This is a genomic window from Pseudomonas sp. CFBP 13602 (assembly GCF_014842725.1).
GTDB classification, from domain to species: Bacteria; Pseudomonadota; Gammaproteobacteria; order Pseudomonadales; family Pseudomonadaceae; genus Aquipseudomonas; species Aquipseudomonas baltica.
This window is the reverse complement of the sequence record NZ_JACYVT010000005.1, coordinates 30,182-54,991: the sequence shown is the minus strand read 5'-3', so window position 1 is coordinate 54,991 and position 24,810 is coordinate 30,182. Positions and strand designations below refer to the sequence as shown.

Sequence of the window (24,810 nt, the reverse complement as noted above, 5' to 3'; positions counted from 1 at the left end):
GATGAACGTTATCCAGATCGCTGCGTTGACCTTGCTGGCCAGCCTGTCGACCAGTCTGCCGGCCTGGGCCGCCGAGTCCGACGACGCCCTGATCGAGCAGGGTCGCTACCTGGCCCGTGCCGGTGACTGCGTGGCTTGCCATACCGCCAAGGGCGGTGCGCCATTCGCGGGTGGGCTGGGCATGGAAACCCCGATAGGCACGGTCTACTCGACCAATATCACGCCGCACGGCGACGGCATCGGCAATTACAGTTTCGACGACTTCGACAAGGCCGTGCGCCACGGCATCGGCAAGAGCGGCAGCAGCCTGTACCCGGCCATGCCCTACCCGTCGTATGCGCGGGTCAGCGATGCCGACATGCAGGCCCTGTATGCCTACTTCATGAAGGGTGTGGCGCCGGTGGCCGAGCCGAACAAGGCCACCGACATTCCCTGGCCGTTGAGCATGCGCTGGCCGTTGGCGATCTGGCGTGGTCTGTTCGCGCCCAAGGTCAGTGCCTATCAGCCACCGCCGGGCTCGGATCCGGTGATCAGCCGCGGTGCCTATCTGGTCGAAGGGCTCGGGCATTGCGGCGCCTGCCATACGCCGCGGGCGATCACCATGCAGGAGAAGGCCCTCAGCGCCGCCGACAGCGCCGACTTCCTGGCTGGCAGCGCACCGCTCGAAGGCTGGATCGCCAAGAGCCTGCGCGGCGATCACAAGGACGGCCTGGGCAGCTGGAGCGAAGAGCAACTGGTGCAGTTTCTCAAGACCGGCCGCAGCGACCGCAGCGCGGTGTTCGGCGGCATGAGCGACGTGGTCGAGCACAGCATGCAGTACATGAGCCATGAAGACCTGACCGCAATTGCCCGCTACCTGAAGACGCTTCCGGCAGTGGACCGGGCCGACAAGCCGCATGAATACGATGCGCGCGTGGCCGATGCGCTGTGGAAGGGCGACGACAGCAAGGTCGGCGCCGGGCTGTACATCGACAACTGCGCAGCCTGTCATCGGACCGATGGCCAGGGCTATACCCGGGTGTTCCCGGCCTTGGCCGGCAACCCGGTGCTGCAGACCGAGGATGCCAGTTCGTTGATCCATATCGTACTGGCCGGGGGCACGTTGCCAGCGACGCACACGGCGCCGTCGACGTTCACCATGCCTGCCTTCGCCTGGCGCCTGTCCGACCAGGAAGTGGCCGACGTGGTGAACTTCATCCGCACCAGCTGGGGCAACCAGGGCTCGGCGGTGTCGGCCAGTGACGTCAAGCAGATGCGCGGTGACGACATGAAACACACTTCCGGCGATGACCTGGGGCAGTCCACCAGCCATTGATCGAGGCAGCCGGCCTCTTCGCGGGCAGAGGGCTCGCCGCCCGCCCCGCTCCCACAGGTATGTGAATGGGTGACCATCCTTGTGGGAGCGGGTCTCTGCCCGCGAAAGGGCCTCACTGACACCCTTCAGTAAAAAGGCGTTCTACTCCTGTGGGAGCGGGTCTCTGCCCGCGAAGAGGCCCTCACCGAATCCCTTCAGTAAAAGGCCTTCCCTTCAATCGGCATTGAAACGATCACGGCTGTTGCTCAAATGCAGCCACATCGCCGCCCGCGCCGCGTCGGCATCCTGCTTGCGAATGGCCTGGTAGATCGCTTCATGCTCGAGGTTCGCCAACTGCCCTAGCTGGGACAGATCGGCGTCACCTTTCTCCAGCGCATTCAGACGAGTGCGCGGGATCATCGCATCGCCCAGGTGCTGCAGGATGTCGGTGAAATACGTATTGCCGGTCGCCTCGGCAATCAGTTGATGAAAGCGTTTGTCTTCCTCCACGCAACTGTCGTTGTTGGCCAGCGAGCGTTGATAGTCATCCAGCGCCTTGCGCATGCGTTCCAGTTGAGCGTCGCTACGACGCTTGGCCGCCAAAGCCGCCGCCTGGGTTTCCAGGCCCAGGCGCAATTCCAGGATGCCGCGCACGCTGAGCGCCGTATCCACGTTCAAGCGCAGGCCATGGGCCGGCTCGCGCTGCAAAACGAAGGTGCCGACGCCATGCCGGGCCTCCACCAGCCCGGACGCCTGCAAGCGTGACAAGGCTTCGCGCACCACGGTCCTGCTGACCCCGTGCTCGGCCACGATGGCGCCCTCCGACGGCAGTTTGGCCCCTGGCGCCAAGGTGCCCAGGCGGATCTGCTGGCTCAAGGCCTCGACCAGCACATGGGCCAGGCTGTTGGGTCGCTTGGACATCGATGAGCCCCCCTTGAGGAAAAGTCCGATCATACCTTGGGTGTATCACTCAGGCATTGCGCGGGGCTCGGTACGGGTTTCGCGGAATGACCATCGACATCGCCACCTGCTCGCCAAGATGTATGACAACGACGGATGGCATGCTTAAAGCCTGCATAAGCGTTGAGTTTGAATCATGCTGAGTTGTATGATGTCTGCCGACCGAGCACCCAGCTGCCGCTCGATCCACACACTACCCGCATAAAAACAATCAGTGGGAGATTTGAATTGTGAGCAATTCAAACGTTGCAACCGGCGATGCCGTCCTGGCCCGCGCCGTCTCGAAAGTGAAGCGTCACGTACTTCCGCTGTTCGTCATCATGTTTATCGTCAACTACATCGATCGGGTCAACATCGGCTTCGTGCGCACGCACCTGGAGCATGACCTGGGCATCGGTGCGGCAGCCTACGGATTCGGCGCCGGGTTATTCTTCATCGGCTATGCCCTGTTCGAAGTGCCGTCCAACATGCTGTTGCAGAAAGTCGGCGCACGGGTCTGGCTGACGCGGATCATGTTCACCTGGGGCATCGTCGCGACGATGATGGCGTTCATTCAGAACGAAACCCATTTCTACATCCTGCGCTTTTTGCTGGGGATCGCCGAAGCCGGTTTCTTCCCGGGGGTGATCTACTACTTCACCCGCTGGTTGCCTGGGGTCGAGCGTGGCAAGGCGATTGCGATTTTCCTCAGCGGTTCGGCCCTGGCCTCGCTGATTTCCGGGCCACTGGCCGGTGCCCTGTTGCAGATCGAAGGGCTGGGCATGCACGGCTGGCAGTGGATGTTCCTGATCGAAGGCCTGGCCTCGGTGCTGTTGTGCTTCTTCGTCTGGTTCTGGCTGGATTCCAAGGTTCACGACGCCAAATGGCTGACCCAGGAAGAGAAAGACACGCTGGTGGGCGAGATTGACCGCGAACAGCGCGAACGTGATGCCATGCACACCGTCAAGCCTACCTTGGGCACCCTGCTCAGGGATCGCCAGATCCTGCTGTTCTGCCTGATCTACTTCTGCATCCAGCTGACCATCTATGCGGCGACCTTCTGGCTGCCCAGCATCATCAAGAAAATGGGCGGCCTGGACGACCTGCAGGTGGGCTTCCTCAATTCCATACCCTGGCTGATCTCGATCATTGCCATGTACGGCTTCGCGGCCCTGTCCGGCAAGTTCAAGTTCCAGCAGGCATGGGTGGCCACGGCCTTGCTGATCGCCGCCGCCGGGATGTTCATGTCGACCACCGGTGGGCCGGTGTTCGCCTTCGTCGCCGTGTGTTTCGCCGCGATCGGTTTCAAGTCGGCCTCGTCGCTGTTCTGGCCGATTCCCCAGGCGTACCTGGATGCACGCATCGCTGCGGCGGTGATCGCCCTGGTCAACTCGGTGGGCAACCTGGGTGGCTTCGTCGCACCGGCCACCTTCGGCTTTCTGGAGCAGAGCACGGGCTCCATTCAGGGCGGGCTGTACGGCCTGGCCGGTACCTCGGTGCTGGCCGCGATCGTGGTGTTCTTCGCGCGTACCCAGCCCAAGCCCGGCAAGCCTGCCAATGGCCTGGCCGAACCCGCGCAGGCCCGGCCGCTCTGACGGGCACGCCGGCCTGCACTGTTTTCGCCAGGCCCATGCGGCGCCTGGCGTGGATTCAATGACAAGGACAACAACATGGAGAAGGAAAACAACATGACCGCGCACAACGCTCCTGTCGTCACCAGCCTGCAAGTCATCCCGGTTGCCGGGCACGACAGCATGCTGCTCAATCTCAGCGGCGCCCACGGCCCGTTCTTCACCCGCAACATCGTGATTCTCAAGGACAGCGCGGGTAACACCGGTGTTGGCGAGGTGCCCGGGGGCGAGCGCATTCGCGAAACCCTGGAAGACGCCCGCAGCCTGGTGGTGGGCCAGCCCATCGGCCAGTACCAGCAGATCCTCAACCGCATGCGCACCACCTTCGCCGCCCGTGACAGCGCCGGCCGCGGCCTGCAGACCTTCGACCTGCGCATCACCATCCATGCCGTGACGGCCATGGAAGCCGCCCTGCTCGACCTGCTTGGGCAGTTTCTCGAGGTGCCGGTGGCGGCGCTGCTGGGTGAAGGCCAGCAGCGCGACGCCGTGAAGATGCTGGGCTACCTGTTCTACGTCGGTGATCGTGGCCAGACCGACCTGGCCTACCGCAGCGAGCCGGACGCCGGCGACGACTGGAGCCGCCTGCGCCATGAAAAGGCAATGACCCCCGAGGCGGTCGTGCGATTGGCCGAAGCGGCCAAGGCCAAGTACGGCTTCAATGACTTCAAGCTCAAGGGTGGCGTGCTGCGCGGTGCCGAGGAGATTGAGGCGGTGACCGCACTGGCCGAGCGCTTCCCCGAGGCGCGCATCACCCTGGACCCCAACGGTGCCTGGTCATTGAAGGAGGCGATCGGCCTGTGCCGTGACCAGCACCATGTGCTGGCCTACGCTGAGGACCCATGCGGCGCGGAGAACGGCTACTCGGGGCGTGAAGTCATGGCCGAGTTCCGCCGTGCCACCGGCCTGCCCACCGCCACCAACATGATTGCCACCGATTGGCGCGAGATGGGCCATGCCATCCAGCTGCAGTCGGTGGACATCCCGCTGGCCGACCCACATTTCTGGACCATGCAGGGGTCGGTACGGGTGGCGCAGATGTGCAACGACTGGGGGCTGACCTGGGGCTCGCACTCCAACAACCACTTCGACATTTCCCTGGCCATGTTCACCCAGGTGGCGGCTGCGGCGCCGGGTGAGATCACCGCGATCGACACGCACTGGATCTGGCAGGACGGCCAGCGTCTGACCAAAGAGCCGCTGCAGATCGTCGATGGCTTCGTTAAGGTGCCGGCCAAACCGGGCCTGGGCGTGGACATCGACATGGACGAAGTGGCCAAGGCCCACGAGCTGTACAAGGCCAAGGGCCTCGGCGCGCGCGATGACGGCATCGCCATGCAATACCTGATCTCGGGTTGGCAGTTCGACAACAAGCGTCCCTGCCTGGTGCGTTGAACCGCCAGCTGCACCGTATGCCCTCATGACGCGGCTTGCGCCGCTGCTACAGCCGACACCGGAGCGGCTTGCACCGTGGTTGCGGATCGCATGATCCCTGTAGCAGCGGCGCGAGCCGCGTCGGCGGTCCATGTGGTGCATCTGGGAAAACGCGGTGACGCCTGACGCGGCTCGCGCCGCTGCTACAGGGACCGCGTGCTCCTGTAACACAGTTCATCGTCTCGACAACCCTCATCCCCGCGCAATAGACGCCTCGATTCAGGTTCAGTTAAGTTTTCACCGGTAGGGTTAGTGACAAATGACTCACGAGTCATAATCCTGTGTGAATCGTCTCATCCAGCCATGAGCTGTGGGAATTTTTACCCGGTAAACTGGGAACCATCTCAAATCCAGCAAGAGGATGAATCATGAGCGACAAGGATCCTACACCGAGCCATGCCGATACGGCTGAAGCCTCCCTGAAGCAGATCGTCGACGGCTTCCTGCATTTCCATCATGACGTCTTCCCCCAGCAACAGGAATTGTTCAAGAAGCTTGCCACTGCGCAAGCGCCACGGGCCATGTTCATCACCTGTGCAGACTCGCGAATCGTCCCTGAACTGATCACCCAAAGCTCCCCCGGCGACCTGTTCGTCACCCGCAACGTCGGTAACGTCGTACCGCCCTACGGGCAAATGAACGGCGGCGTTTCCACAGCGCTGGAATACGCCATCCTGGCGCTGGGCGTGCAGCACGTCATCGTCTGCGGCCACTCCGACTGTGGCGCCATGCGTGCCGTGCTCAACCCGGCTTCGCTGGAAAAGATGCCAACGGTCAAGGCCTGGCTGCGCCATTCGGAAGTGGCCCGCACGGTCGTCGAAGACAACTGCAACTGCGCCAACGAAGCCGAAAGCATGAAAGTGCTGACCGAAGAAAACGTCATCTCCCAGCTGCAGCACCTGCGCACGCACCCATCGGTAGCCTCGCGCATGGCCAGCGGCCAGTTGTTCATCCACGGTTGGATCTACAACATCGAAACCAGCGAGATCAAGGCCTACGACGCCGAACAGGACTGCTTCCGTCCCCTCGACAGAATGACCACGACCCCGAGCGCGACGCCCAAGGGCCGGTTCTAGGTAGCCGCGTCATTCGTATGACAGGGCCCGTCTGGCCGTAATCTGTCGACAGCACACCTCATCGTTCGCTTGCCGAATCCACCTGTACCCAGCCGCGTTGGCTGGGCTTCAGGGGATTGGGCAGGCACGCTGCTGCCTGTCGAAAAGTGCGGCCCGGCTCGCCTGAATGCTTGCAGGAGATTGAACGTGAATATTGCACAGATGAAAGCAGTGTTGCCGCGCGAGTTGCTCGCCTCGGTCGTGGTGTTTCTGGTTGCGCTGCCGTTGTGCATGGGTATCGCCATCGCCTCGGGAATGCCGCCTTCCAAAGGCCTGATCACCGGCATCATCGGCGGTATCGTGGTCGGATTCCTGGCCGGGTCGCCGTTGCAGGTCAGTGGTCCCGCCGCCGGCCTGGCGGTGTTGGTCTTCGAGCTGGTTCGCCAGCATGGCATGGCCATGCTCGGGCCGATCCTGCTGCTGGCCGGCCTGCTGCAACTGTTGGCCGGGCGGTTCAAGCTCGGCTGCTGGTTCCGCGTCACCGCACCGGCAGTGGTCTACGGCATGCTCGCCGGCATCGGCGTACTGATCGTGCTGTCCCAGGTGCATGTAATGCTCGACCGGGCGCCGCAACCCTCGGGCTTGAGCAACCTGATCGAATTTCCCGCCGTGGTCGGCCAGGCCATCCCCAGCATCGGTGGCGGGCTGGGCTGGCAGGCTGGCTTGCTGGGCCTGCTGACCATTGCCGTGATGTATGCGTGGGAAAAGCTGCGCCCGCAAAAACTACGCTTCGTGCCCGGTGCCTTGCTCGGTGTGGGCCTGGCGACGGGCCTCAGCCTGTTCTTCGCGATGCCGGTCAAGCGTGTCGAAGTGCCGGCGAACCTGGCGGAAGCCATCGACTGGCTGCGCCCGGCAGACCTGCTCAACCTCGCCGATCCAGCCCTGCTCATCGCCGCGATCGCCGTGGCCTTCATCGCCAGTGCCGAAACCCTGCTCTCGGCAGCAGCGGTCGACCGCATGCACAACGGCCAGCGTTCGGATTTCGACCGCGAGCTGTCGGCACAAGGTGTAGGCAACATGCTCTGCGGCATTCTGGGCGCGCTGCCCATGACCGGCGTGATCGTGCGCAGCTCGGCCAATGTCCAGGCCGGCGCACAGACACGCATGTCGGCGATCCTGCACGGTGTCTGGTTGCTGGGGTTCGTGGTTCTGCTGTCCAGCCTGCTGCAAAGCATCCCGGTCGCAAGCCTGGCGGGCGTGCTGGTCTTCACCGGCGTCAAGCTGGTCGACTTCAAGGCCTTCAAGGGCCTGGGCCGCTACGGCCGGATGCCGATGTTCACCTACGCGGCCACGGCGCTGGCAATCGTCTTCACCGACCTGCTCACCGGTGTGCTGCTGGGTTTCGCCCTGACCTTGCTGAAGCTGGCCTTCAAGGCGGCACGTCTGAAGATCACCCTGATCGACCAGGCACCGGGTGAAGTGGAACTGCGCATGGTGGGCTCGGCGACCTTTCTCAAGGTACCCGCCCTGACCAAAGCCCTGGCGAGCATTCCGGAGGGTACGACCGTGCATGTGCCACTGGCCGGGTTGAACTACATCGACCACTCGTGCCTGGAACTGCTGGAAGACTGGGGTCGGGCCAATCAGAGCAAGGGCTCGCGGATGGTCATCGAAAGCCGCGGGCTGAAGCGGCGTATCGAGGGTCGGCTGCGCACCACGGCAGGCTTCGGCAGCTAGCACGACAGCGCAGACCGGCTGCACGGGGCCTGGCGACGACCGCTCGCCAAGCCCTGTGCAGGCCCTCAGGAACTGGCCGAGTTCAGGTCCAGGCCAATACCCAGGCGCCGTGACATGCACGGCCATTGCTGCCACGCCGCGCCGGTTTCAGGGCTGATCAGCTTGTCGCGATAGGCCAGCACCGACGGCAGCTCGAAGCGCTCGTCACAGAGCATCTGAGCCATCGAGTGATGCACGACTTCATCCAGCTGGTTGGCGAACGTTTCACCGATCAACTGGTGAGCGATCAGGTTGGCCACGGTCATGTCCAGCGGTATCAGTGGCTGGCCCAGGTGGCGGATGTACAGGTCGTTGACTTCCTCGACCAGGCGATGCGCCAGGTAGGCTTCGTCGAGCAGGCCATCCAGCCCCTCCTGGCCGGCCACAATTCCGGGCGGACGCAGAAAATACTCCTCGGCTATCTTCAATACCGGTTTGATCTGCGACTCGATTCCGGCCTTGCCAGCGACTTCGCTGGCCGCATCGAGCAACTGCGGGACTTCCTCGATGTAGGCGCTGACGAAGCGCCACAAAGCGACACCGCCGCCCTCGGCCAGGTCGATGGCCGGGTGCAATTGCGGCAACTGTTTTTCCAGGCGTTGATGCAGGTGGCCGGTAGCGGCCTCGTGTTCGGTTGCACGTTGAATCTGCTCGCGCAATGCGGCGGTGTTCATGAAGGCTCCAGGCGAGTGTCACGCAAGTGAAGTGGGAACGATAGCTGGCCCATCGGGAAGGCTAAGACGCATTTGTCATAATCAGGACACATTTCATAACGGCGCTTGACCACTACCCTCGCTGCGGCTCGCCTGATAACGTCGCCTCCTCCAACGTCTCTCGATCCCAGGCCCATGACCCGAACGCAGAAAATCGTGTTTACCCTTGCCGGCGCCCTTGCCCTGCTGATCGGGCTGAGCGTTCATCACCTGCTCAGTGGACAGCGTCAACCCGACCGCGCCGGGCTGGTCGATGCGGGCATCATCCTGTTGGCGCAAAGCCGCGCGATGCCTGCCCTGCACATGACCGACGAGAACGGATCGGTGGTCGACCTGACCCGGCTGCAGGGTAAATGGTCGCTGCTGTTCTTCGGCTACACGTTCTGCCCGGATATCTGCCCCACCACGCTGGCCAACCTGCGCGATGTGCAGAACCAGCTACCGGACGCCACGCGCGAGCGCCTGCAAGTGGTGCTGATCAGCGTCGACCCGCACCGCGACACGCCCGAGCGGCTCAAGCAATACCTGGGTTATTTCAAGGCGGGATTCCAGGGGTGGGTGGCGCCGGTCGACACTCTGCAGACACTGGCCAGGGCCATCAGCATTCCATTCATCGCGGCCGACACGCGCAAGCCCAATTACCTGGTGGAGCACAGTGCCAACCTGGCGTTGATCGGGCCGGATGGGCGCCAGCGTGGGTTCATCCGCGGGCCGATCGACAATGCCAAGATGATCGCCCAGCTTCCAGGGCTGGTCGCGGGCGATTGAGGGACGCGCGAGTCAAGCCGTCACGGGCTCAGAAGGCCGGCAATACTGCACCCTTGTACTTCTCGGTGATGAACTGCTTGAGCTCGGGGCTGTGCAGCGCGGCTGCCAGCTTCTGCATGGCCGGCGCATCCTTGTTGTCGGGGCGTGCCACCAGGATGTTCACGTACGGCGAATCGCTGCCTTCGATGAACAGCGCGTCCTTGGACGGATCCAGCTTGGCTTCCAGGGCATAGTTGGTGTTGATCAGGGCCAGGTCGACCTGGGTCAGCACGCGCGGGATGGTCGCTGCCTCCAGCTCGCGGATCTTCAAGCCCTTGGGGTTCTCGACGATGTCCTTGGTGGTCGCCAGGATGTTGCTCTGGTCCTTGAGGCGGATCAGCCCGTACTTCTGCAACAGCAGCAGCGCGCGGCCGCCGTTGGTGGCGTCGTTGGGCACCACTACGTTGGCGCCGTTGCCCAACTCGTCGAGGGTCTTGATCTTGCTGGAATAGGCGCCCAGCGGCTCCAGATGGACGCCGGTCACGGCGACCAGGTCGGTACCCTTGCCCTTGTTGAATTCATCCAGGTAAGGCTGGTGCTGGAAGAAATTCGCGTCCATGGCTTTCTGCGCCACCTGGACGTTGGGCTGGATGTAGTCGGTGAACACCTTGATGTTGAGGTCCACGCCCTGTTCGGCCAACTGCGGCTTGACGAACTCGAGAATCTCCGCGTGAGGCACTGCAGTGGCTGCCACGCTCAGGGTTTCGTTGGCTTGGACGGACAGTGCAGCGACGGCGGCCATGGCGGCCAGTAGTCTTTTCATCTTCGGTTTCCTTGTCGGCCCCTGCGGGCCTGACTGTGAACTATTTACCAGGCATGAATGAGGTGCGAGGCATGAATCATTTGCGCGAGAAATGCACGACCAGACGGTCGCCGAGCATCTGCAGCAATTGGACCATCAGAATCAGAATGATCACCGTGACGTACATCACGTTGTCCTGAAAGCGCTGGTAGCCGTAGCGAATCGCCAGGTCGCCCAGGCCTCCGGCGCCCACCACACCGGCCATCGCGGTGTACGACACCAAAGTGATGGTCGTCACGGTGATGGCCGCGATGATCCCCGGCATGGCCTCGGGCACCAGCGCCCGGGTGATGATCTGCCGCGTCGTGGCGCCCATGGCCTGGGTCGCCTCGATGATGCCGCGGTCGACCTCGCGCAGGGCGGTTTCAACCAGGCGGGCAAAGAATGGCACGGTGCCGATGACCAGTGGCGGAATTGCACCGGCTACCCCCAGCGAGGTGCCTACCAACACCACCGTGGCCGGGATGAGCAGGATGATCAGAATGATGAACGGCAGCGAGCGGACCACGTTGACGATGAACGAAAGCACCGCGTACAAGCGTGGCTTTTCGAACATCTGCCGTGGGCTGGTGAGGAACAGCACGACACCCAGCGGCAGCCCCAGCAGGATGGTGAACAGCAGCGAGGTGCCGAGCATCACCAGCGTATCCAGGGTGGCCTGCCAGATTTCGCTCCAGTCGACACTGGCGAAGAAGTTGATCAGGTCCATCAGCGCAGCACCTCCATGTGAACGTCGGCTGCGGTGAAGCGAGCGAAGGCCGCTTCCATGTCGCCGCCCGTGATAGCCAGGGTCAACTGGCCATAGGGGGTATCCTTGATGCGGTCGATACGACCGGCCAGGATGCTGTAGTCGACACCGGTCTCGCGTGCCACCGTGCCCAGCAGCGGCGCATAGGTGGCCTCGCCCTGGAACGTCAGGCGCACGATCCGCCCCGCCACATGGGCGAAGTCGCTGCGCTGCTCGTTCTCGTCGACCTGCTCGTCTTCCTGGACGAAGCGACGCGTGGTTGGATGTTGCGGGTGCAGGAACACGTCGGCCACCGTGCCTTGCTCGACGATGCGCCCGGCGTCCATCACCGCAACCTGGTCGCAGACCCGGCGAATCACGTCCATTTCATGGGTGATCAGCACGATGGTCAATTGCAGTTCGCGGTTGATCTCGGCCAGCAACTGCAATACCGAGGCCGTGGTCTGCGGGTCCAGCGCGCTGGTGGCCTCGTCGCAGAGCAGGATCTTCGGGTTGGTCGACAGGGCGCGGGCGATGCCGACGCGCTGCTTCTGTCCGCCCGACAGCTGCGCCGGGTATTTGCGTGCGTGGTCGGACAAGCCCACCCGCTCGAGCAACTGGGCCACGCGCTGGTCGATTTCCTTGCGCGACAGACGGCCGGCCAGGTTCAGCGGCATCGCCACGTTGTCGGCGACGGTCTTGGACGCCAGCAGATTGAAATGCTGGAAGATCATGCCGACCTGTTGCCGGAAACCGCGCAGGGCGTCGGCGTCGAAGGCAGTGACGTCTTCACCGTCGACGATGATGGTGCCGCCGCTGGGGTTCTCCAGGCGGTTGATCAGGCGCAGCAGCGTGCTTTTGCCCGCGCCCGAGTGGCCGATGAGGCCGAACACCTGGCCTGCCGGCACCGTGAGCCGGGTGGGGTGCAGCGCGGGAATTTCCCTACCGGCCACGCGGTAGGTCTTGTGGACATCTTGGAACTCGATCACGTAGCGAACCTTGTGGGGCGCATGAATGGGGGCAGCGGGTAGCCGGGCGCGCATTTTAGCCCAGGCATCCCGTGGCATTTAGCATTTATTTTCGCGGCGACCTGCGATTTGGCAATAACGCGACTAAAGGCTCGCCCACCCACCGTTCGCGAAAAAAAAGGAACGTCCACGCAATTCGTCCGGTCACTTGCTGAGTATCCCTGGCCCATGCCTGCCGTGATCAGGTGAGGGTACTTATCAGAGTCCGTCCACGGACTGCCGTGAACCAAGGAGTTAAGGCCCGATGAGCAACAAGACCCCCCCTACCGGCAAGAGCGAAGCCGCTGGCACCGATACCCTGGATCGCCAGAACACCAACGCCAAGCTCGAATCGCTCGAGCAGTTCCGTGCCGATGGCACCGGACAGGCGCTGCGCACCAACCATGGCGTGAAAATCAGCGACAACCAGAACACCCTCAAGGCTGGCCCGCGCGGCCCGTCGCTGCTCGAAGACTTCATCATGCGTGAGAAAATCACGCACTTCGACCACGAACGCATCCCGGAGCGTATCGTCCACGCCCGCGGCACCGCGGCCCACGGTTTTTTCGAAACCTACGAAGACCACTCGGCGCTGACCAAGGCCGGCTTCCTGCGCGACCCGTCGAAAAAGACCCCGGTCTTCGTGCGCTTTTCCACGGTACAGGGCCCGCGTGGCTCGGGCGATACCGTGCGCGACGTGCGTGGTTTTGCGGTCAAGCTGTACACCGACGAAGGCAACTTCGACCTGGTCGGCAACAACATGCCGATCTTCTTCATCCAGGACGCGATCAAGTTCCCCGACTTCGTCCACGCGGTGAAGCCTGAGCCGCACAACGAGATCCCGACCGGTGGCTCCGCCCACGACACCTTCTGGGACTTCGTCTCGTTGGTGCCTGAGTCGGCGCACATGGTGCTGTGGACCATGTCCGACCGCGCCATCCCGAAAAGCCTGCGCACCATGCAGGGCTTCGGTATCCATACCTTCCGCTTCGTCAATGGCGAGGGCAAAGGCACATTCGTCAAGTTCCACTGGAAGCCCAAGTTCGGTACCTGCTCGCTGGTCTGGGACGAGGCGCAGAAACTGGCCGGCAAGGACACCGATTTCCACCGCCGTGACCTGTGGGAATCCATCGAGATGGGCGACTACCCGGAATGGGAACTGGGCGTGCAGATCGTGCCGGAAGAAGACGAGCACAAGTTCGAATTCGACCTGCTCGACCCTACCAAGATCATTCCCGAAGAGTTGGTCCCGGTCACTCCACTGGGCCGCATGGTGCTGGATCGCAACCCGGACAACTACTTCGCCGAGACCGAACAGGTCGCGTTCTGCCCGGGCCACATCGTGCCTGGCATCGACTTCAGCAACGACCCACTGCTGCAGGGCCGTCTGTTCTCCTACACCGATACCCAGATCAGCCGCCTCGGTGGGCCGAACTTCCACGAGATCCCGATCAACCGCCCGATCGCGCCGAACCACAACGGTCAGCGTGATGCCCAGCATCGCACCCGTATCGACAAGGGCCGTGCTTCCTACGAACCGAACTCGATCGACGGCGGCTGGCCGAAGGAAACCCCATCGGCACCCATCGACGGCGGCTTCGAGACCTATCCCGAGCGTGTCGATGCGCACAAGGTCCGCGAGCGCAGCGAATCGTTCTCCGACCACTTCTCCCAGGCCACGCTGTTCTTCAACAGCATGAGCCATGCCGAGAAAGAGCACATCATCGCGGCCTACAGCTTCGAGTTGGGCAAGGTCGAGCGCGAGTACATCCGTGCCCGTCAGGTCAACGAGATTCTGGCCAACATCGATCTGGAACTGGCTTCGCGCGTTGCGGCCAACCTGGGTCTGCCGGCGCCTACCAAGGGCACCGTATCGGTCAAGCCTTCCTCGCTGAAGGAATCGCCTGCGCTGAGCCAGATGAACCTGTTGTCCGGCGACATCAAGAGCCGCAAGGTCGCTATTCTGGTTGCCAACGGCGTGGACGGCAATGCAGTCGCTGCGCTGCAGAAGGCGCTCAAGGCCGAAGGCGCGCATGCCAAGGTGCTGGGCCCTACCAGCGCACCGGTCAAGACGGCCGATGGCAAGACACTGGCCGTCGACGCGTCCCAGGAAGGCCTGCCTTCGGTGGCCTTCGATGCAGTGTGGGTGCCGGGCGGTGCCGATTCGATCAAGGCACTGAGCGCCGATGGCGTGGCACTGCATTACCTGCTCGAGGCCTACAAGCACCTCAAGGCAATCGGTATCAGCAAGGATGGCAAGGCGCTGCTCGAAGCGTTGCGCCTGAAGGAAGATGCCGGCCTGTTGGTGGGTGACGATGACAGCACCATCAAGGCGTTCATCGCCGCCATCGCCAAGCACCGCGTGTGGGATCGCGAGCCGGCCGCCAAAGCCATTCCGGCTTAACGGCGCGGTATAAGCACCACCTGGGTCGGTTGTCCGTGGACCACACGGCGACCGACCTTCAGTTGCATCTCTGGCAACTGTTCGCTGACGCGCTGCTTGAGCAGCGCCTCCAGCCGGCGATATTCGCCCGGTTGGGCCACCTGAATGATCACATCGCATTGGTAATGAACGACGTCGGTTGCGATGTCGCGCATCTGCGCGCGCAGCTGCGGCGCGCTGTGCATCTTCAACGGCACCGCTGAAACGCTGGCGTTCGGATCCAGCACCAGGGCCTTGGGCCTGGCTTCGGCAGCTTTCAGGGCGGCTTCGGCTTTCTCCAGTTCGGCCTTGCGGGCCTGGGCGATGGCGCCGTTGACGCCACCGGTGAGCGCCGGTGCCTGGGGCATCAGCACGCGGGCGCGGCCCAGCGCAGTGGCGGCAGCGTTGACGTCACCTTTCTGCAGCATCACCTGGCTGCGCTGCAGGTAGGCTTCGGCCAGCTGCCGCTGCGCCTCGGTGAGGCGCGGGTCCTGCGGGGCCTGCGCCTGCAGCTTGACCAGTTGATCCTCGGCCGTGGCCAGTTCGCTGCTGGCAATGTTTGTTTCCAGCTGCTGCCAGGCATCCGGACCCGCATCAGCGGCGTGGTCGGCTGGTGAGGTCTGGCAAGCGGTCAACACCAGGGAAAGTGTGGCAAGTAGCAGGTAACGGGAGACGAACGGCTTCATTGCTACGACTCTCTATTTGCCCAAAAAACGGCCAAGTCTACACCGTGGGGGTGTCGGCGAAAATATGGACGCCGAAAATCGCTGAGGCCACCACTCTTTGGCCGAGGAAAGCGGGGTCTGTGCCTGTCCACAGCTGGGCAATCGACGCGAGGTGTACAGATAACAGCGACTCGCGCCAGCCACTCCACTACCGCTTGGGCAACGCAAAACTCAGCAAAAACAACACCGCCGCACTGACCACGATCGAAGGCCCGGCCGGCGTGTCCTTGAACCACGACAAGGCCAGCCCGGCACATACCGCGATCACCCCCAGCGCACTGGCACCCAGCGCCATCTGCTCGGGGGAGCGCGCATGCCGCTGTGCGGCTGCCGCCGGGATGATCAGCAATGAGGTGATCAGCAACACCCCGACGATCTTCATCGCCACCGCGATCACCACCGCAATCAGCAGCATCAAGGCCATGCGCAGGCCCGCCACGGGCAGTCCTTCGATCCGTGCCAGCTCTTCGTGAACGGTGATTGCCAGCAACGGCCGCCACAGGGCGATCAACAGCGCGAGCACGGCCACACTGCCACCGATGATCCAATACAAATCGGTCGGACTGATCGCCAGCAGGTCACCAAACAGATAACCCATCAGGTCGATGCGCACGTCGTGCATGAAGCTCAGCACCACCAGACCCAGCGACAGTGTGCTGGGCGCGAGTATCCCCAACAGCGTGTCCGAGGCCAGCGGCTGGCGTTGCTGCAGGGTCACCAGCAGTATCGCCAGCAGCAGGCAGCCTACCGTGACCGCCAGTGCCGGGCTGATGTCGAGCACGAAGCCCAGGGCCACGCCCAGCAAGGCCGCGTGGGACAAGGTGTCGCCGAAATAGGCCATGCGCCGCCACACCACGAACGAGCCCAGCGGTCCCGCCACCACTGCCAGGGAAAGCCCCGCCAGCAAGGCATACAGTAAAAAATCAGCCATGCTTGCAGCTGTCTCCGTGTACATGAGTGTCACTGACCACGCTGCCGTGCAGGTCATGGGCATGGTCGTGATGGTGGTGATAGATGGCCAGGCTGGGAGCGTGGCTGCCGAACAGCTCGACGAACGCCGGATCACCGCTGACCTGCGCAGGGTGCCCGGAGCAGCACACATGCCGGTTCAGGCAGACCACCTGGTCGGTGGTGCTCATGACCAGGTGCAAGTCGTGGGAAACCATCAGCACACCGCAGCCGTGGCGTTCGCGCAGGCGCGTGATCAGGGCATACAGTTCGGCCTGGCCGGCCACGTCGACGCCTTGCACCGGCTCGTCGAGCACCAGCAGTTCCGGCTCGCGCAACAGTGCCCGGGCCAGCAGCACCCGCTGCATCTCACCGCCGGACACCGTCTGGATCGGGCTGTCGATGGTCTGCGCGGCGCCTACTTCTTCCAGCGCCGCCAGAGCGCGGGCACGGTCCACACCCGGCACCAGGCGCAAAAAGCGCAGGACCGACAGCGGCAGGGTCGGATCCACGTGCAGCTTCTGCGGCATGTAGCCGATGCGCAGTCGCGGCTTGCGCCACACGCTGCCCGAATCGGGCTTGAGCAACCCGAGCACGGCACGCACCAGGGTGGTCTTGCCGGCGCCATTGGGGCCGATCAGCGTCACGATTTCGCCGGGCTGCACGCACAAGTGGATGTCATCGAGCACCCGCTGGCCGGCGAATGCCACCGTGACCTGGTCCAGGCGGATCAAGGCTTCGCTCATCACGCCCCCTGACAGGCCGCGCACAGGCCGACCACTTCCACGGTTTGCCCCTCGACGACGAAGCCGACACCCAGGGCGCTTTCGACGATGGCGTCGCTGATGGTCTTGTGCTCTAGCTCCACGGCCACGTGGCAGGCGCGGCAGATCAGGAACTGGCCCTGATGCGCATGCTCGGGATGGTTGCAGCCAATGAAGGCGTTGAGCGAGGCAATGCGGTGCACCAGGTTGTTGTCGAGCAGAAAATCCAGGGCGCGGTAGACCGTGGGGGGCGCTGCGCGGCGGCCGTCCTGTTCGCTGAGCACGGCGAGGATGTCGTAGGCACCCAGTGGCTTGTGGCTTTGCCAGACCAGTTCCAGCACGCGACGACGCAAGGCGGTCAGGCGCAGGCCTTGTTTCAGGCACAAGGCATCGGCTTCGCTCAGCGCGTGGTGCACGCAATGTGAGTGGTCGTGGGGACGGCTGGCCAGCGGTGTTTTGGACATGAGCGGCGACGAATTCTGATAGAGACGTTATTATGTTACCTGTTCTTGCCCCCGAGAGTGTTCATTGTGGTCCGTATTTTTGCTCTTTCCATCGGTTTCCTCGCCGCGTGCCTGACTGCCCTGCCGGCACAGGCGCAAGTGCGGGTATTGACCAGCATCAAGCCGGTGCAGCTGATCGCGGCTGCCGTGCAGGACGGTGTCGGCCAGCCCGAAGTGCTGCTGCCGCCCGGTGCCTCGCCGCACCATTACGCGCTGCGGCCATCGGACGTGCGGCGGGTGGCCGACGCCGATCTGCTGTACTGGATCGGCCCGGACATGGAAGGTTTTCTGCCGCGCGTGCTGCAGGCTCGGCAGAAGCCGACGGTCTCGATCCAGACGCTGCCGGGCATGCACCTGCGGCATTTTGCCGAAGACAGCCACGGCCATGACGAGGAAGCATCGGACCACGATCACGACCACCGCCCGGGCACCCTGGACGCCCACCTGTGGCTCTCGACGGTCAATGCTCGGGTGATCGCCACGCGCATGGCCGCCGACCTGTCCGCTGCCGACCCTGCCAATGCGCCGCGCTACCAGGCCAACCTGACCGCCTTCACGCAGCGCCTGCAGGCCCTGGACACACGTCTGGCCGCTCGGGTGGCTGGCATTCAGGGCAAGCCCTACTTCGTCTTCCACGAGGCGTTCGATTATTTCGAGGAGGCCTACGGCCTCAAACATGCGGGTGTATTCGCCGTGGCCGCCGAAGTACAACCCGGCGCACAGCATGTTGCCGCGATGCGTCAGCGCCTGCAGGAAGTGGGCAAGACGTGCGTGTTCAGCGAGCCGCCGATGCGCCCCAAGCTGGCGCAGACCCTGACTGCCGGGCTGCCGGTGACCCTGGCCGAGCTGGACGCCCTGGGTGGCTTCGAAGACGCTACCGCAACCGGCTACGAAACCCTGCTGGGCAATCTGGCCGACAACCTCGCCGGCTGCCTGGAAAAGCTCTGAAGCTCCTCGCACATGCCTGAACCCCTGCCCTGTGAGAGAAGGTTCAGGCAAGACGCAGGTTCCTGTGAGAGAGGATTCATGCCAGAAGCAGGTTCCTGTGGGAGCGGGCTCTGCCCGCGAAGGCCGCCCCACGGTCTCAAGCTCTAAAAAGCAAAAGGCAACGGCACCCCAACTTTCTGCCGCAGCGCCAACCGGTCCTGAAACTCCTTGGGATCATGGATCAACACATCCATCCCGGCAAACGACTGCGCCGCGATCAGGCGCGACAGCCAGAACCGCACGCAAGCCACACGCAACATCAGTGGCCACAGCTGTGCCTCTGCCGCAGTGAATGGCCGCAGGGCTGCATAGGCACCCAGCAATGCCCGCGCGCGTGGCGCATCGAGGGTACCGTGCTCATCCGAGCACCAGTCGTTCACGGTAATCGCCAGGTCATACAGCATCGGCCCGGAGCAGGCGTTGTAGAAGTCGATCACACCCGTTAGGTGGGTGCCCTCGAACATCACGTTGTCACGGAACAGGTCGCCGTGCAGGTTGGCCTGTGGCAGTGCCAGAATCTGTGCGTGATGCGCCTGGATCTCGGCCAGGGCCGGACGCAGCAGCGCCGCGGCTGCAGTATCCAGGTCGGCGACCAGCTTCTCGCCCTCTTCCAGCATCCAGTCCAGGCCACGGTCGGTGCGGCGTACCAACGGTGCGTCGAGGGTGGCGGTGTGAATGTGCCCCAGCAACTCGCCCACCTGCACACAGTGCTGGTTGTTCGGCGCCTGCACATGGCGACCGTCCAGGCGCGGCTGCAGCAGGGCCGGCTTGCCTGCAAGCGTGCGCAGCGCCACGCCCTCGGTGGTGCGCAAGGCATAGGGCACCGACAGCCGAGCGTCGTGCAGTACATCGAGCAGTTCGATGAAGAACGGCAAATCCTGGGTCGGCCCGCGCTCGACCAGCGTCAGCACGTATTCACCCTGCTCCAGGCTGATGAAGAAGTTGCTGTTCTCGGTACCGGCGGCAATTCCCTGGAAGTCCCGCAGACGGCCAAGGCCATAGGGGGCCAGAAAGGTTTCGAGCTCGGCGCGGGTCAAGGGTGTAAACACAGACATGTCGTAGATTTGCCCATACTGGCGCCGCAAGGGGCGGCGCCCGGTTGAATTGAAGGTTACAGCCTCACCACTCGAAGATTTTCCAGGCCGGGATCAGCATGTCCGGCTGGTCGGAGCGGATGAAATTGTCATCGGTGCCATCGGCACGCACCAGGAAATACGGCTTGCCGTGCTTCGGGGTGATCTTGATCGCATACAGGAAGCCGTTCTGGCGATACTCCTGGATGGTCTTGTCGCCGTCCTGGCGAATGGTCACGTCCGGATCGGCCGAAGGCGCGTCGTCCGCAGCCAGGGTCATCAGCGGGCTGGTCAGCAGCAGAGCCGCGAGCAACAGGTGTTTTACGTTACGCATGATAACCTTGTCCCTTTGTTGTCACAGTTCTCGTTGTCACAGCTCCGGGCATTCTAACGCCGGACTTGCCGAAAAGGTTGATTCTGCTCATGAGCAAAGCTCCTCTCGTCCTGGTGGACGGTTCTTCCTATCTGTACCGGGCGTTCCACGCACTGCCGCCGCTGGCCACCTCCAAGGGCATGCCCACGGGTGCGGTGAAGGGCGTGCTGAACATGCTCAAGAGCCTGCGTCGGCAGTATCCGGACAGCCCGTTCGCGGTGGTCTTCGACGCCAAGGGCGGGACGTTCCGCGATGCCCTCTACGGCGACTACAAGGCCAACCGCCCGAGCATGCCCGACGACCTGCGGGTACAGGTCGAGCCACTGCACGCCTGCGTCCGGGCCCTGGGCTATCCATTGCTGTGCGTGGATAACGTCGAGGCTGACGACGTCATCGGCACCCTGGCCCGCAGCAGCGCGGCAGCCGATCGCCCGGTGGTCATTTCCACGGGTGACAAGGACATGGCGCAACTGGTCGACGGCCACATCACCCTGGTCAACACCATGACCGGCAGCGTGCTGGACATCGCCGGCGTCAAGGAGAAGTTCGGCGTCGGTCCCGAGCACATCATCGACTTCCTGGCCCTGATGGGTGACAAGGTCGACAACATCCCCGGCGTGCCGGGCGTGGGCGAAAAAACCGCTCAGGGCCTGCTGACCGGCATCGGCGGCGGCCTCAAGGAACTCTACGAGAACCTCGACAAGGTCCCGGCCCTGGCCATTCGCGGCGCCAAGGCGCTGCCCGCCAAGCTGGAAGAGCACCGGGCAATGGCTTTCCTCTCTTATGAACTGGCCACCATCAAGATCGACGTACCGCTGGACGTGGAAGTCGACCAACTGATGTGCAGCGAGCCGGATCGCGATGCACTGCTTGCCATCTACAGCGAGCTGGAGTTCCGCAGCTGGATCGAAGACGTCGAGCGTGAAGCCCGGCGCGCCGGCGAAGAACTGGCTCCGGCGCAGGAGCCGGTCGCGGCCATCGAAGTACGCTACGAAACGATTCTCGACCAGGCTCGCTTCGATGTCTGGCTGCAGAAGCTCGAACAGGCCAGCTTGTTCGCCTTCGACACCGAGACCACCGGCCTGGATGCCCAGCGCGCGCAGCTGGTAGGCATCTCCTTCGCGGTCGAACCCCACGAAGCCGCCTACATTCCGCTCACGCACTCCTACATGGGCGTGCCCGAACAGCTCGACCGCGATACCGTGCTGCTGGCGCTCAAGCCGCTGCTCGAGGATCCGCGCAAGCTCAAGGTCGGCCAGCACGCCAAGTACGACATCAATATCCTCGCCAACTGTGCCATCGGTGGCGTCCAGGACAACGGCATAGACGTGCAGGGCGTGGCCTTCGACACCATGCTCGAATCCTACGTGCTCGACTCCACCGCCACTCGGCACGACATGGACAGCCTCGCCTTCAAGTACCTGAACCACACCACGATCAAGTTCGCCGACATCGCCGGCAAGGGCGCCAAGCAGCTGACCTTCGACCAGATCGCGCTGGAACAGGCCGGCCCCTACGCCGCCGAAGACGCTGACATCACCCTGCGCCTGCATCAACTGTTCCAGGCCAAGCTGGATGCAGTGCCCAGCTTGCTGCCCGTGCTGCAGGACATCGAAATGCCGCTGGTGCCGGTGCTGGCACGGATCGAGCGCCAGGGCGCGCTGGTCGATGCCAAACTGCTGGGTATCCAGAGCGTGGAACTGGGTGAAAAGATGGTTGCCCTGGAGCGCGAAGCGTTCGAGATCGCCGGCGAGGAATTCAACCTGGGATCACCCAAGCAATTGGGGGTGATTCTCTACGAGAAACTCGGCTTGCCGATCATCTCCAAGACAGCCAAGGGCCAAGCCTCCACGGCCGAAGCGGTGCTCGCCGAACTGGCCGAGCAGGACTATCCGTTGCCCAAGGTGCTCATGCAGTACCGTTCCATGAGCAAGCTCAAGAGCACCTACACCGACCGCCTGCCCGAGCAGATCAACCCGCGCACCGGGCGCATCCACACGTCCTACCATCAAGCGGTCGCCGCCACTGGACGCCTGTCGTCCAGTGACCCGAACCTGCAGAACATCCCCATCCGCACCGCCGAGGGACGGCGCATCCGTCAGGCTTTCATCGCGGCGCCCGGGTATCGCCTGCTGGCGGCCGACTACTCGCAGATCGAGCTGCGCATCATGGCCCACCTGGCCAAGGACGAAGGCTTGCTGCATGCCTTCCAGAACGATCTGGACGTGCACCGGGCCACGGCTGCGGAAGTGTTCGGGGTAGACCTGGCGCAGGTCACCACCGACCAGCGGCGCAGTGCCAAGGCGATCAACTTTGGCTTGATCTACGGCATGAGCGCGTTCGGCCTGGCCAAGCAGATCGGCGTCGACCGCAAGCAGTCGCAGGCCTATATCGACCGCTATTTCGCCCAGTATCCGGGCGTGCTCGAGTACATGGAGCGCACCCGCGCCCAGGCCGCCGAACAGGGCTTCGTCGAAACCCTGTTCGGGCGTCGCCTCTACGTGCCGGACATCAACGCCAAGAACCCCGCCCTGCGCCGCGGGGCCGAACGCACCGCGATCAACGCGCCGATGCAGGGTACGGCTGCCGATATCATCAAGCGCGCCATGGTTGCGGTGGACAACTGGCTGGCCGAAAGCGGGCTGGACGCACGCGTCATCCTGCAAGTGCACGATGAATTGGTGCTGGAAGTGCGCGAGGACCTGGTCGAGCAGATCGGCACCCAGATCCGCCCGTACATGAGCGGCGCCGCGCAACTCGACGTGCCCTTGCTGGTGGAAGTCGGCGTGGGTTCCAACTGGGACGAGGCGCACTGATTCGAAACCGGGTTGACGGCTTCGCGGCCGCTGACCGCTCCTACGGACTTTTGCGCACTGGTTCGGCGCGGTGTTGCTGCTTCGCGGCCGCTGACCGCGCCTACGGATGCTCATGCTTTCTGTAGGAGCGGTCAGCGGCCGCGAAGGGGCACCCCCGAATCCAACCCAGATGAAACACCTGAACCCCACATGAAACCAACGACTTATCGCAAATAGTTTGCATCTGCCAAGGAACTCCCCCGGCCTCTCCCAGTCAGACGTTGGGATTGGCTAGTGAAGCCTTTCGATGCTCCTATGTTGTGTTAAGTGTTGGCAGATATCCGGACCCTCAGCGGTTCGGACCTTGAGCCCCAGACTTCCCCCTCCCCATACGAAGTCCGGGGTTTTTTTTGCCCGGATTTTCTCACTCCGGGCTCAGGCCTCGGCGGTGTTCTTGTCCGGCAGCTCCATCCAGCGTGCCAGCACCGTGTAGGCATCTTCCAGGCCAAGGCGCTTGGGCGCGGAGAACAGCTGGATGCTGACGGCGTCGCCCCACCCCTTGTGGATCTCGGCCTGAACCTTGAGCAGGGTATTCTTGGCTGCGCCGTAGGTCAGCTTGTCGGCCTTGGTCAGCAGAATGTGCATGGGCATGTGGCTGGCCACCGACCAGTCGAGCATCAACAGGTCGAAGTCGGTCATCGGATGGCGGATGTCCATCATCAGAATCAGCCCCTTGAGGCTTTCACGACTGCCCAGATACGCTTCCAGGTGGCGCTGCCAGTGCAGCTTGAGCGGGATTGGAACCTTGGCGTAGCCGTAGCCGGGCAAGTCGACCAGGCGCCGCTCCTCGTCCAGATTGAAGAAGTTGAGCAGCTGCGTGCGCCCTGGGGTTTTCGAGGTCCGTGCCAGGCTGGCGTGGGTCAGGGTGTTCAAGGCGCTGGACTTGCCGGCATTGGAACGGCCAGCGAACGCGACCTCGAACCCTTCGTCATCGGGGCACTGCTCGACCTTGGCGGCGCTGAGCGAAAAGGTAGCCTGTTGGCACAGGCCCAGGATGGGGTTTTTGAGTTGCATGTGATTTCCGGTAGAGGCAGGGCCCGATGCAGCAGCCGCAAGAACGATGCAGCGAAGTATATAGGGCTGGACAATATGTGGGTGATTTTGCCGGCAATGGCCTGCGTGCGGGCATAATGCGCCCAGGCCGGCCGTACGGTGCGGCAGGTCGAGAACTTCACCTTGGTTGGATCAGTCGATGAGCGCAATGCGTGTGATGGGCCTGCTCTGCGCGCTGCTGGCCAGCAGCGCGGCAAGTGCTGCCGGCACGACGGGCGACAGCGCCCGAGGGCAGCCACTGACGACACTGTGTGCGGCGTGCCACGGCCCGAACGGCAACAGCCTTGTGCCGATCTTTCCGAAGCTGGCCGGCCAGGGCGAGCGCTACCTGAACGAGCAGTTGCTGGACATCCGCGAAAACCGTCGCATGGTCCCGGAAATGGCCGGTACGCTGGCTGAGCTGAGCGACCAGGATCTGCTCGACATCGCCGCCTGGTACGCCGGGCAGACGCCCGCCCTCACGGAAGTCGACGCCGGCTTGGCGCAGCGTGGGCAGGACCTCTACCGCAGTGGCGACCCGGCGCTGGGTGTACCTGCCTGCAGCGGCTGCCACGCTCCCGAGGGTGCCGGTACCGCACTGGCCGGCTTTCCACAGCTGCGTGGTCAGCATGGGCCGTACCTGATCAAGCGGCTGGCCGGTTTTCGTCAAGAGGGCGATGCCACGGCGATCATGCACAGCATTGCAGGCAGGCTGAACGATGACGACATTGCCGCCCTGGCCACTTATATTCAGGCCCTGCGCTGAACACGTTCAAGCTTTGGCCAGGTGCGGGCCTTCGCGGGCGGCTTACGCCTGGTTACATCTATTGGGCCATGAAAATAGCGCAAAGGCCCTCCTCGTCCACCCTTTTTTGACATCACTGCCGTTACACTAGCCACCTCGATCAGGCAGGTCCGGTGCTGGCACCGATCCGTCCCTTGTATG

The 24,810-nt window shown here is 63.4% G+C and carries 22 protein-coding genes; 10 read left to right on the top strand and 12 right to left on the bottom strand.

Going from position 1 to position 24,810, the window contains the following annotated elements; genetic code table 11:
* Position 1 precedes the first annotated feature (1 nt).
* Positions 2-1,315 (top strand): c-type cytochrome, encoded by a 1,314-nt coding sequence (locus IFU31_RS11465; RefSeq protein ID WP_192103015.1) that lies wholly within the window; start codon positions 2-4, stop codon positions 1,313-1,315.
* 213 nt (positions 1,316-1,528) lie between these two features.
* On the opposite strand, the gene IFU31_RS11460 is transcribed toward IFU31_RS11465, so the two are convergent.
* Positions 1,529-2,215 carry a FadR/GntR family transcriptional regulator gene (locus tag IFU31_RS11460; RefSeq protein ID WP_122480082.1) on the bottom strand — a complete coding sequence of 229 codons (687 nt, stop codon included), beginning with the start codon at positions 2,213-2,215 and terminating at the stop codon, positions 1,529-1,531.
* Between the two features lie 266 nt (positions 2,216-2,481).
* On the opposite strand from IFU31_RS11460, the gene IFU31_RS11455 reads away from it, so the two are divergent.
* The 4 genes from IFU31_RS11455 to IFU31_RS11440 all read left to right on the top strand — a co-directional run bounded on the left by IFU31_RS11455 (position 2,482) and on the right by IFU31_RS11440 (position 8,087).
* On the top strand, positions 2,482-3,828 hold the full coding sequence (locus tag IFU31_RS11455; RefSeq protein ID WP_446731035.1) for an MFS transporter: 1,347 nt from the start codon (positions 2,482-2,484) through the stop codon (positions 3,826-3,828).
* Positions 3,829-3,903: 75 nt separating this feature from the next.
* Entirely contained in the window at positions 3,904-5,256 is a 1,353-nt protein-coding gene (gene gudD, locus IFU31_RS11450; RefSeq protein WP_185794593.1) for a glucarate dehydratase, read from the top strand.
* Positions 5,257-5,663: 407 nt separating this feature from the next.
* Positions 5,664-6,371: a carbonic anhydrase gene (locus IFU31_RS11445; RefSeq protein WP_043191935.1), complete on the top strand. Its 708-nt coding sequence runs from the start codon at positions 5,664-5,666 to the stop codon at positions 6,369-6,371.
* A gap of 186 nt (positions 6,372-6,557) precedes the next feature.
* Positions 6,558-8,087, top strand: a complete 1,530-nt coding sequence (locus tag IFU31_RS11440; protein WP_122480085.1) for a SulP family inorganic anion transporter — start codon at positions 6,558-6,560, stop codon at positions 8,085-8,087.
* Between the two features lie 65 nt (positions 8,088-8,152).
* Here IFU31_RS11440 and IFU31_RS11435 read toward each other — a convergent pair whose 3' ends face one another.
* Complete coding sequence (locus tag IFU31_RS11435; protein ID WP_192055216.1) at positions 8,153-8,800, bottom strand: hypothetical protein; 648 nt, start codon at positions 8,798-8,800, stop codon at positions 8,153-8,155.
* A gap of 174 nt (positions 8,801-8,974) precedes the next feature.
* Between IFU31_RS11435 and IFU31_RS11430 the strand changes: the two genes are divergently transcribed.
* Positions 8,975-9,607, top strand: coding sequence for an SCO family protein (locus IFU31_RS11430; RefSeq protein ID WP_192055218.1), 633 nt, complete (start codon positions 8,975-8,977; stop codon positions 9,605-9,607).
* 28 nt (positions 9,608-9,635) lie between these two features.
* Here IFU31_RS11430 and IFU31_RS11425 read toward each other — a convergent pair whose 3' ends face one another.
* From IFU31_RS11425 to IFU31_RS11415, 3 genes are all read right to left on the bottom strand, one after another.
* On the bottom strand, positions 9,636-10,409 hold the full coding sequence (locus tag IFU31_RS11425) for a MetQ/NlpA family ABC transporter substrate-binding protein (RefSeq protein ID WP_122480088.1): 774 nt from the start codon (positions 10,407-10,409) through the stop codon (positions 9,636-9,638).
* Positions 10,410-10,485: 76 nt separating this feature from the next.
* Entirely contained in the window at positions 10,486-11,157 is a 672-nt protein-coding gene (locus IFU31_RS11420; protein WP_122480089.1) for a methionine ABC transporter permease, read from the bottom strand.
* Positions 11,157-12,164 (bottom strand): methionine ABC transporter ATP-binding protein, encoded by a 1,008-nt coding sequence (locus tag IFU31_RS11415; RefSeq protein WP_192055222.1) that lies wholly within the window; start codon positions 12,162-12,164, stop codon positions 11,157-11,159. The genes IFU31_RS11420 and IFU31_RS11415 overlap by 1 nt, the downstream gene beginning before the upstream one ends.
* 283 nt (positions 12,165-12,447) lie before the next feature.
* Here IFU31_RS11415 and katE point away from each other — a divergent pair, with 283 nt between their 5' ends.
* The gene (gene katE / locus IFU31_RS11410) at positions 12,448-14,586 is read left to right on the top strand and encodes a catalase HPII (RefSeq protein ID WP_185794590.1); all 2,139 of its coding nucleotides are present in this window, start codon (positions 12,448-12,450) and stop codon (positions 14,584-14,586) included.
* Here the strand turns inward: katE and IFU31_RS11405 are convergent.
* From IFU31_RS11405 to IFU31_RS11390, 4 genes are all read right to left on the bottom strand, one after another.
* The gene (locus IFU31_RS11405; protein ID WP_192103013.1) at positions 14,583-15,290 is read right to left on the bottom strand and encodes a PA5502 family lipoprotein; all 708 of its coding nucleotides are present in this window, start codon (positions 15,288-15,290) and stop codon (positions 14,583-14,585) included. The genes katE and IFU31_RS11405 overlap by 4 nt on opposite strands.
* Positions 15,291-15,477: 187 nt before the next feature.
* Positions 15,478-16,260 carry a zinc ABC transporter permease subunit ZnuB gene (znuB, locus tag IFU31_RS11400; RefSeq protein ID WP_192103011.1) on the bottom strand — a complete coding sequence of 261 codons (783 nt, stop codon included), beginning with the start codon at positions 16,258-16,260 and terminating at the stop codon, positions 15,478-15,480.
* On the bottom strand, positions 16,253-17,023 hold the full coding sequence (znuC, locus tag IFU31_RS11395) for a zinc ABC transporter ATP-binding protein ZnuC (RefSeq protein ID WP_122480094.1): 771 nt from the start codon (positions 17,021-17,023) through the stop codon (positions 16,253-16,255). Before znuC ends, znuB begins: the two co-directional genes overlap by 8 nt.
* Positions 17,023-17,505, bottom strand: coding sequence for a Fur family transcriptional regulator (locus IFU31_RS11390; RefSeq protein WP_122480095.1), 483 nt, complete (start codon positions 17,503-17,505; stop codon positions 17,023-17,025). The genes znuC and IFU31_RS11390 overlap by 1 nt, the downstream gene beginning before the upstream one ends.
* 57 nt (positions 17,506-17,562) lie before the next feature.
* On the opposite strand from IFU31_RS11390, the gene IFU31_RS11385 reads away from it, so the two are divergent.
* Entirely contained in the window at positions 17,563-18,492 is a 930-nt protein-coding gene (locus IFU31_RS11385; RefSeq protein ID WP_192103009.1) for a metal ABC transporter solute-binding protein, Zn/Mn family, read from the top strand.
* 143 nt (positions 18,493-18,635) lie between these two features.
* Here the strand turns inward: IFU31_RS11385 and IFU31_RS11380 are convergent, their stop codons facing one another.
* Together IFU31_RS11380 and IFU31_RS11375 are read right to left on the bottom strand one after the other, a co-directional pair.
* On the bottom strand, positions 18,636-19,586 hold the full coding sequence (locus tag IFU31_RS11380; RefSeq protein ID WP_185794585.1) for a homoserine kinase: 951 nt from the start codon (positions 19,584-19,586) through the stop codon (positions 18,636-18,638).
* A 64-nt stretch (positions 19,587-19,650) separates the two neighbouring features.
* On the bottom strand, positions 19,651-19,938 hold the full coding sequence (locus tag IFU31_RS11375; protein ID WP_122480096.1) for a DUF2782 domain-containing protein: 288 nt from the start codon (positions 19,936-19,938) through the stop codon (positions 19,651-19,653).
* 89 nt (positions 19,939-20,027) lie between these two features.
* Here IFU31_RS11375 and polA point away from each other — a divergent pair, with 89 nt between their 5' ends.
* A complete protein-coding gene (polA, locus tag IFU31_RS11370; RefSeq protein WP_122480097.1) occupies positions 20,028-22,793 on the top strand; it encodes a DNA polymerase I in 2,766 nt (921 codons plus the stop codon).
* A 414-nt stretch (positions 22,794-23,207) separates the two neighbouring features.
* On the opposite strand, the gene yihA is transcribed toward polA, so the two are convergent.
* A complete protein-coding gene (gene yihA, locus IFU31_RS11365) occupies positions 23,208-23,846 on the bottom strand; it encodes a ribosome biogenesis GTP-binding protein YihA/YsxC (RefSeq protein WP_122480098.1) in 639 nt (212 codons plus the stop codon).
* 178 nt (positions 23,847-24,024) lie between these two features.
* Between yihA and IFU31_RS11360 the strand changes: the two genes are divergently transcribed.
* Positions 24,025-24,630 carry a c-type cytochrome gene (locus tag IFU31_RS11360; RefSeq protein WP_192103006.1) on the top strand — a complete coding sequence of 202 codons (606 nt, stop codon included), beginning with the start codon at positions 24,025-24,027 and terminating at the stop codon, positions 24,628-24,630.
* Positions 24,631-24,810: the final 180 nt, after the last annotated feature.